This window comes from Pseudomonas sp. JH-2, assembly GCF_036231725.1.
GTDB lineage: Bacteria > Pseudomonadota > Gammaproteobacteria > Pseudomonadales > Pseudomonadaceae > Pseudomonas > Pseudomonas delhiensis.
The window spans coordinates 34,508-42,295 of sequence record NZ_JAZAQP010000055.1; the positions used below are offsets into that span (position 1 = coordinate 34,508).

Below are 7,788 nucleotides of genomic sequence, written 5' to 3' on the forward strand. Positions count from 1 at the left end.
ATCCTGCGATGCACGGCCTCACCTTCCTTCACCCGGCTTTCACCGGGCCGCTGCAGCCTCCCGCCGCATGGGACTGCGCAGCGCCGACGTCTCGCTCAGCGGCATGCTCTCGGGCCGGTAGCCCAGGCGCAGGCCGCCCCAGTGGCGGCCGTTGACGAAGATCGGCACCGACAGGTCGTGCATCAGCTCGCCGGTATCGCGGCAGTAGGTCTGCAGCAACAGCGCCTGCTGGTGGCTGCCGCAGCGGATCCCGGTGCGGTCGTCGAACAGGCGCTTGCTGCGGCTCTTCAGGCGGTCCACCTCGGGGTTGCCAGTGGGCGGCTGGGCGAAGGCGCGGTTGTGCGTCGGCACGTAGCCCTCGGCGGTGCAGGCGATGGCGAACACCAGGCCTTCGTGGCGCTGCAGCAGGTCTTCCTGGATCTTCGGCAGCACCTCGTCGGTATAGCGGTCGAAGCGCGTGCCGTACTTCTGCGGCTCGGTGCCGGGAATCGGCTGATAGTGGCGGTCGAACAGGTCCTCGACGGTGATCCGGCCGTCGTCGAGGTCGGCGGCGAAGCGCGCCCCTATGCTCGACGCCCCTTCGCGGGCCAGGTCGTAGACGCGCTGGTGGTAGTCGTCCAGGCCGACCTCGGCCAGGCGCTCGCTGATGGCCTCGGCCTGCGCCTCCAGGTGCACGGCGGCGTCGGCCAGGCGGTGGGTCTGCTCGTCGCTGACGCGGATGTCGCCGCGCATGCTCTCCACCGCGGCGAACAGGTTGTCCAACTGGTGGCGGTTGATCTCGGCGCCCTCGGCGATCTCGGTGATCTGCCGCTCGACGCCGGCGGCCAGCCCGGCGATGCCTTCCAGCTGCCCACCGGTGCTTTCCACCTGGGCCAGGCCCTCGTCGAGGTCGGCGGCCAGCTGGAGGATCTGCTCGGCGACCTGGGCGGTGCGCTGCTGGATGTCCTCGACCATCTGCCCGACTTCCTCGGTGGCCTCGGCGGTGCGCGCGGCCAGCCCGCGCACCTCGTCGGCGACCACCGCGAAGCCGCGGCCGTGCTCGCCGGCGCGGGCCGCCTCGATGGCGGCGTTGAGCGCCAGCAGGTTGGTCTGGCTGGCGATGGACTGGATCACCTGGGTGACGCGCTGGATGTCCTCGCTGCGCTGGCTCAGCGCCTCGATCAGCGCCCGGCTCTCGCCGGCGCGGCCGCTGAGCTGGTGCATGCGGGCGATCGCCTGCTGCAGCTCGGCACGCCCGGCGTCACTGCCGGCGCGGGCCTGGGTGGCGGCCTCCATGGCCTGGCGCGCCAGGCTGGAGGTGGCGCGCTCGGTGTGGATCATCACCTCGGCGCTGCCGACGATCTGCTCGGCCGCCGCCAGCTGCGACGCCAGGCGCTCCACCAGGCGCTGCACGGAATAGGACACGCCAGCGGCGGACAACGCATTGTGGCTGGTGCTGTGGGACAGGTCGCGGGTCAGCGCGGCCAGCTCCGGCGCCGCGGACGATACGCCGGGCAAGCTGCGGCGCTGGCCGACGAACCAGGGCAGCCAGAGCAGCCCGAAACCGAGCAGCAGGCACAGCGACAGCGGCCAGCCGCCCAGCGACTGGGCGATGAACAGCGCGAGAAGACCGGCAGTCTGCAGGGAAAGAACGAGGAAGATACGCGAACGTGTCGGGTCCATGAGGGCACCTCTCCAGCCACCGCCCGCCCCGTGGAACACCCGGGTTGGCGCAGGCCCTGAATTATTGTTGTCAGGGCCATTAGGCGACCATTTGTCAGCCGCGGCTATCGTCCCTTAGTCGGTAGTGTGGCCGTCATTCCGGGTTGGCGCACTGCTGCGATTCGGCTCATGGCACAGTAGGTGTCATCTGATTCAGAAGCAGGCACGGTCTACCCGCAAGGTGGAATAGCGCCCGAACGAGGACGGAGTTCGGCCTGTGGCTGAAGGTGCGGGTGCCGGCCGAAGCCGCCGCGGACTGAGAACGCGCGGCCCGTGGGTCGCGCGAGGTGGCGCTCAGTTGCTCGAACCGGACTGGTAGGTGTTCACCACGCAGCCATTGGCGTCGTAGTTGATGCTGAAGAAGTTCAGGTACTTGTCGTTCCAGTAGGTGCTGCTGCCGGCGCCGTGGGCGCTGGCCTGGTCGCTCGGGGTGCCGAACATGTCCTCGATTTCCTTGCGGCTCATGCCCGGGACGATTTCCTTGCGCACCATGGCGGTCCGCAGGTCGCGCTCGGAAAGCCCGGTGGAGCAACCCGGCCGCTCCTCGGAGCCACCCACCACGGTCACCCGTGTGCCGCCGACCGGCGCCGGGTTGGCCGGTGGCTGCGCCGGATAAGCCCCCGCCGGGGCATAGTCCGCAGGTGGCGCCTGAAGCGCCGGCTGCGCCATCACCGCCCCCTCGCCGCTGCCGCTGGGCCGGCGGTTCTCCACGTTCAACTCGACACCGGCGTTGCCGCCGTTGGGGCAGGCCTGCTTGGTGAAAGTCACCTTGCCCTGCGCATCGACGCACTTGTAGATCGTATCCGCCTGCGCCCAGGCGGCGCAGAACAACAGCGGAACCGCAACGAGAACACCCTTCATACAGCCTCCCTGGCTGATCAGTGGCAGATTGACACCTCAGACCGCCGCCCCGGCAAAAGTTCCAGGACCGATACACGAAATCCTAACCGTATCGCCAGGAACAACCCACATCCCGGCATCTTCGCCCTTTCTGCTAGAATACCCGCCCCTTCACCGATCCCGCGCCGTGCCGGCCCCCGCCGCCGTGGCCGAAGCCCGTACCCAGCATGCCGCAAGACGCCCGCCCGCAACGCCCCGAGCCCTCCCGCCGCTTCTCCGTGGCGCCGATGATGGACTGGACTGACCGTCATTGCAGATTCTTCCTGCGCCAACTGTCGAGCCATGCCCTGCTCTATACCGAAATGGTCACCACCGGGGCCCTGCTGCACGGCGATGCCGCGCGCTTCCTGCGCCACGACCAATGCGAGCACCCGCTGGCCCTGCAACTGGGCGGCAGCGTGCCGGCGGAGCTGGCGGCGGCCGCGCGGCTGGCCGAGGCGGCCGGCTACGACGAGGTGAACCTGAACGTCGGCTGCCCCAGCGACCGGGTGCAGCACAACATGATCGGCGCCTGCCTGATGGCCCACCCGGCGCTGGTTGCCGAGTGCGTCCGGGCCATGCGCGAGGCCGTTTCGATCCCGGTCACGGTCAAGCACCGCATCGGCATCAACGGCCGCGACAGCTACGCCGAGCTGTGCGACTTCGTCGGCCAGGTGCGCGAGGCCGGCTGCCACAGCTTCACCGTGCATGCGCGCATCGCCATTCTCGAAGGCCTGTCGCCCAAGGAGAACCGCGAGGTCCCGCCGCTGCGCTACGAGGTGGCGGCGCAGCTCAAGCGGGATTTCCCGGACCTGGAGATCGTCCTCAACGGCGGCATCAAGACCCTGGAGGAATGCCAGGCGCACCTGCGCACCTTCGACGGCGTGATGCTCGGCCGCGAGGCCTACCACAACCCCTACCTGCTGGCCCAGGTGGATGCCGCGCTGTACGGCGCCGCGGCTCCGGCCATCAGCCGCGCCGAGGCGCTGTCGCGGATGCGCCCGTACATCGAGCGGCACATCGCCGAGGGCGGCGCCATGCACCATGTGACGCGCCACGTGCTCGGCCTCGGCCAGGGCTTCCCCGGCGCGCGGCGCTTCCGCCAGCTGCTTTCGGTGGACGTGCACAAGGCTGCCGATCCGCTTCGGGTGCTCGACCAGACCATCGAACTTCTGGATGGCCGCTAGGTCCCGTTGAGCGCCGTCCGGGCCTCGGGTAAGGTCATGGCATCGCCACCGGAAGAGTTGCCATGACCTCCAAGCTGGAACAACTGAAGCAGTACACCACTGTCGTCGCCGATACTGGCGATTTCGACGCCATTGCCCGCCTGAAGCCGGTGGATGCCACCACCAATCCTTCCCTGCTGCTCAAGGCCGCCGCCCTGCCCCGCTACGCCGAGCACCTGGCCCGCGCCACCGCGGCCAGCGGCGGTGACGCCGGCCTGGCCTGCGACCGCTTCGCCGTGGCGGTGGGCAAGGACATCCTCGGGGTGATCCCCGGGCGGATCTCCACCGAGGTCGACGCCCGCCTGTCCTTCGCCACCGAGGACACCCTGGCCCGCGCCCGCCGGCTGATCGACCTGTACGACGAACAGGGCATCGGCAAGGACCGCGTGCTGATCAAGATCGCCGCCACCTGGGAAGGCATCCGCGCCGCCGAGCAGCTGGAACGCGACGGCATCCAGACCAACCTGACGCTGCTGTTCTCCTTCGCCCAGGCCGCCGCCTGCGCCGACGCCGGGGTATTCCTCATCTCGCCCTTCGTCGGCCGCATCTACGACTGGTACAAGAAGGCCAACGCCCGCGACTACGTCGGCGCCGAGGATCCGGGCGTGCAGTCGGTGTCGCGCATCTACCGCTACTACAAGGCCAACGGCTACCGCACCGTGGTGATGGGCGCGAGCTTCCGCAACCTGGGGCAGATCGAGCAACTGGCCGGCTGCGACCGCCTGACCATCAGCCCGGAACTGCTGCAGCAGCTGGCCGACGCCCAGGGCGAGCTGCCCCGCGCGCTGCAGCCCGGCGAGGGCGAGGCGCGCCAGGTGCTCGACGAGAGCGCCTTCCGCTGGCAGCTGAACGAGGACGCCATGGCCACCGAGAAGCTGGCCGAAGGCATCCGCCTGTTCGCCCGCGACCAGGAAAAGCTGGAAGCCCTGCTGGGCGGCCGCTAGAAACGGCGCGCAGCAAGACCAACCGGCGCCCCAGGGCGCCGGTTTGCGTTGTATCGACGGGCTCCGGCGGATCAGTGGTGCTCGAGGGCACTCACCAGGTCGTGGAAGGCTTCACGGTTGGACTCGTTCAGGCCCATGAGGATGCGGTGGGCCTCCAGCACCTTGCTGCGCACCACTTCCTCGGACTGGTCCTGGGGCGGCAGGTCGGTGAGGCAGTCCGTGCAGGGGATGGGCCGGTCGACGATGTTGAACACCTGGTCGAAGCCCATGGACTGCAGCAACCGGGTGATGTCCGGGTTGGTGGTCACCAGGGTCGGCAACAGCCCCACCTTCTGCCGCGAGAGGATGGACAGCTTGGCCAGCAGGCCCAGGGTGGTGCTGTCGATGCTCTGGGTTTCCGTGAGATCGATGATGATCGCCGTGAAATTCAACGCGGCGAAGATTTTTTCAATGGTGGCATCCAGCGCCGAACACAGGGTCAGTCGGACTTCGCCCACGAACTTCAGGACGAATGAGCCATCCTGCTCGGCGAACTGGATTTTACCGGTACTCATGCAAGGTTCCTGCTCAACACCAGCAAGGCGATATCATCCGGCATCTCGGACAACTTGGCCAGCCCGAAGACCTGGCGCAGGCCGTCCAGCGTCCCGCCGGCGGCGACGACCTGCTCGGGCAGGGCCGTCTCCTTTTCTTTCAATGTAGCCCCGGGCAGCACGTCCAGTATGCCGTCGGAGAACAACGACAGGCTGAAGGACCTGGGCAGGTCCATGGTCCGGTCGTCGTAGGTGGCGTCCTCGAACAGGCCCACGGGCAGGCCGCGGCCCTCGAGGTAGCGTGCTTCGCCGTCGACATAGAGTACCGGCAGCGGCAGGTGGCCGCCGATGCTGTAGGTCAGGCGATCGGTTTCCAGGTCGATCACCCCGCCGAGCATGGTCACGTGCTTGCCCAGCCTGGTGTTGATCAGCCCGCGATTGATGTGCCCGAGCACCTCCGAAGGCTTGAACTCGGGCAGCGTGCCCGCCCGCCGCGACTCGTAGAGCAGGCGGGTGGTCATGAACTTCAGCAGCACCGTGACGAAGGCCGAGGACGCGCCATGGCCGGAGACGTCGGCGAGGTAGAAGCCGATGCGCCGCTCGTCGACGCGGAAGTAGTCGACGAAGTCGCCGGACAGGTACAGCGACGGGATGATCTGGTGGGCGAACTTCAGGCCCTCGGCTTCCCAGGGCGTCACCGGCAGCATGTTCATCTGCACCTGGCGCCCGGCGTTCTGGTCTTCCTGCAGCAGGTTCAGGCTGGCCTGCAGCTCGCGGTTGGCGGTTTCCAGCTTCTCCCGGTAGCGGCGGTTCTCCGAACGCAGGTAGGCGCGGTCCAGGGCGCGGCGCACCGAGTGCTCCAGCACCGCCAGGTCTTCCAGGGGCTTGATCAGGTAGTCCGCGGCGCCCAGGCGCAGGGCCTCGACCACGTCGCTCATCACCCCGGCCCCGGAGAGCACGATGACCGGCGTTTCCACCGCCATCTCGCTGACCCGGCGGATCAGCTCCAGGCCGTCCATCTGCGGCATGCGCAGGTCACAGATGACCAGGTCGGGCAGTTCGTGCTGGAAGACCTGCAGGCCCTGCTGGCCGTTGGTCGCCTGCAGGACTTTGAAACCGCTGTCTTCCAGGTAGGCGGCGAGGCTTTCGCGAACGGCCTCGTCGTCGTCGATGATCAGCAGCGTGGCACTGGGTTTGTGCATGGGTTATCCAGGCAAACGGCGCCGGAGGTGGTGGATGTGGGCGCGCATGGCTATGAAAACGGCGCGGGTCGGGTGCGACAAGGCGCAGACACTACTCCCATCCGCCCGAGGGTTCAAGACGGCGGCTCGGCACGCTTGCAGCAGCCCCGGGGCGGATGGGTGGCGAGTGTGTCAGAAGTCGTCTTCGACCTGGCCGTCCTTGACCTTGAACTCGCGGTTCTGCAGGTAGGCGTTGCGGATGAAGGTGTACTTGTCGCCGGAAATCAGCTTCTCGGACTTCAGCAGGTTGGCGCGGGTGTCCACCACGTCCACGGCGCGGAGGCTGTTGCGCACCGACACGTCGTCAATGTACGGGTACATGCCGGTGTAGGCGTCCGGGATCTTCGACGGCGCATCGCGCAGGGTGCTCGGGCCCAGCAGCGGCAGCATCACGTACGGGCCGCTGCCCAGGCCCCAGTAGCCGAGGGTCTGGCCGAAGTCCTCGTCGTTGCGCTGCAGGCCCATGCGGGTGGCCACGTCGATGAAGCCGGCCAGGCCGAAGGTGGTGTTGAACAGCAGTCGGCTGGTGTCGACCCCGGCGTGCTCGAGCTTGCCCTGCAGCAGGTCGTTGACCAGGTTGCGCACGTCGCCGATGTTGCTGAAGAAGTTGTGGACGCCGTCCTGCACGAAGTTCGGCGTCACCTTCTGGTAGCCCTGCGCCAGCGGTTTCAGCGCATAGGTGTCGAGGGTGTCGTTGAACACGAAGATCGGGCGGTTGACGCTCTCCCAGGGGTCGTCTTCGCTCGCGGCCTGGGCCAGGAAGGGAAGCATGACCAGGCCGGCTCCGGCCAGCAGGCGAGCGGTGCGCTGCATCCATTTGACGCCGTGTGGGCGCATCGGGTTTCTCCTTTGAAAGTCTCATGAGGCCGCCGCCGCGGCCTCGAACCGCTGCGCAGTATATAGTTCCAGATTCGATTTGCAGACATCGGATTGTTTCTAACGCCTTCGCCCCCGGAGCACGGCCGGAAACGCCGCCCTCCCCTTACGATAGCCAAGAGCCAGCTTTTGTGCCGATGCGATTCGCTTGCCGACTGCGCTGGAAGGTCCTTCGTAGGATCGAGGGGGACGCCTAGTTCTTGCTCGCGAACCTTGGTCCTGTGCTCCTATCTCCCCATCGTCATTCCCGCGAACGCCGGAACCCCAAAAAGACGTTGGATTTGGGTGTAGCGCGCCGCTCCGAGTGTTCGGATGTCTCTTGTTTCGCCCCCTCGGGCGAGTCCCTTTTGTCAAACGCCACAAAAGGAACCAAAAAGGCTTGCCCCGC

Annotated in this window: 7 protein-coding genes; 2 read left to right on the top strand and 5 right to left on the bottom strand. The window is 67.5% G+C overall.

Translation table 11 applies throughout. The features are described from left to right. Nucleotides 1–39 precede the first annotated feature (39 nt). Both VV867_RS26720 and VV867_RS26725 read right to left on the bottom strand, forming a co-directional pair. Nucleotides 40–1,662: a methyl-accepting chemotaxis protein gene (locus tag VV867_RS26720; RefSeq protein ID WP_328568003.1), complete on the bottom strand. Its 1,623-nt coding sequence runs from the start codon at nucleotides 1,660–1,662 to the stop codon at nucleotides 40–42. A 333-nt stretch (nucleotides 1,663–1,995) separates the two neighbouring features. After that, nucleotides 1,996–2,562 (bottom strand): DUF4124 domain-containing protein, encoded by a 567-nt coding sequence (locus VV867_RS26725; protein ID WP_109935403.1) that lies wholly within the window; start codon nucleotides 2,560–2,562, stop codon nucleotides 1,996–1,998. Nucleotides 2,563–2,768: 206 nt separating this feature from the next. Here VV867_RS26725 and dusA point away from each other — a divergent pair, with 206 nt between their 5' ends. Both dusA and tal read left to right on the top strand, forming a co-directional pair. After that, nucleotides 2,769–3,767, top strand: coding sequence for a tRNA dihydrouridine(20/20a) synthase DusA (gene dusA, locus VV867_RS26730; RefSeq protein ID WP_328568004.1), 999 nt, complete (start codon nucleotides 2,769–2,771; stop codon nucleotides 3,765–3,767). Between the two features lie 62 nt (nucleotides 3,768–3,829). Next, nucleotides 3,830–4,750, top strand: a complete 921-nt coding sequence (gene tal, locus VV867_RS26735) for a transaldolase (RefSeq protein WP_275627010.1) — start codon at nucleotides 3,830–3,832, stop codon at nucleotides 4,748–4,750. A 71-nt stretch (nucleotides 4,751–4,821) separates the two neighbouring features. On the opposite strand, the gene rssC is transcribed toward tal, so the two are convergent. The 3 genes from rssC to VV867_RS26750 form a co-directional block, all read right to left on the bottom strand. Further along, nucleotides 4,822–5,304, bottom strand: coding sequence for an anti-sigma factor antagonist RssC (gene rssC, locus VV867_RS26740; RefSeq protein ID WP_043266908.1), 483 nt, complete (start codon nucleotides 5,302–5,304; stop codon nucleotides 4,822–4,824). Beyond that, entirely contained in the window at nucleotides 5,301–6,485 is a 1,185-nt protein-coding gene (rssB, locus tag VV867_RS26745; protein WP_328568005.1) for a two-component system response regulator RssB, read from the bottom strand. Before rssB ends, rssC begins: the two co-directional genes overlap by 4 nt. A gap of 171 nt (nucleotides 6,486–6,656) precedes the next feature. Then, entirely contained in the window at nucleotides 6,657–7,361 is a 705-nt protein-coding gene (locus VV867_RS26750) for an MlaA family lipoprotein (protein ID WP_109935017.1), read from the bottom strand. Between the last annotated feature and the right edge of the window lie 427 nt (nucleotides 7,362–7,788).

What these genes read in the sequence shown, in the direction of transcription:
- VV867_RS26720 (WP_328568003.1), bottom strand. Translation starts at nt 1,662, where the DNA reads ATGGACCCGACACGTTCGCGTATCTTCCTCGTTCTTTCCCTGCAGACT.
- VV867_RS26725 (WP_109935403.1), bottom strand. Translation starts at nt 2,562, where the DNA reads ATGAAGGGTGTTCTCGTTGCGGTTCCGCTGTTGTTCTGCGCCGCCTGG.
- dusA (WP_328568004.1), top strand. Translation starts at nt 2,769, where the DNA reads ATGCCGCAAGACGCCCGCCCGCAACGCCCCGAGCCCTCCCGCCGCTTC.
- tal (WP_275627010.1), top strand. Translation starts at nt 3,830, where the DNA reads ATGACCTCCAAGCTGGAACAACTGAAGCAGTACACCACTGTCGTCGCC.
- rssC (WP_043266908.1), bottom strand. Translation starts at nt 5,304, where the DNA reads ATGAGTACCGGTAAAATCCAGTTCGCCGAGCAGGATGGCTCATTCGTC.
- rssB (WP_328568005.1), bottom strand. Translation starts at nt 6,485, where the DNA reads ATGCACAAACCCAGTGCCACGCTGCTGATCATCGACGACGACGAGGCC.
- VV867_RS26750 (WP_109935017.1), bottom strand. Translation starts at nt 7,361, where the DNA reads ATGCGCCCACACGGCGTCAAATGGATGCAGCGCACCGCTCGCCTGCTG.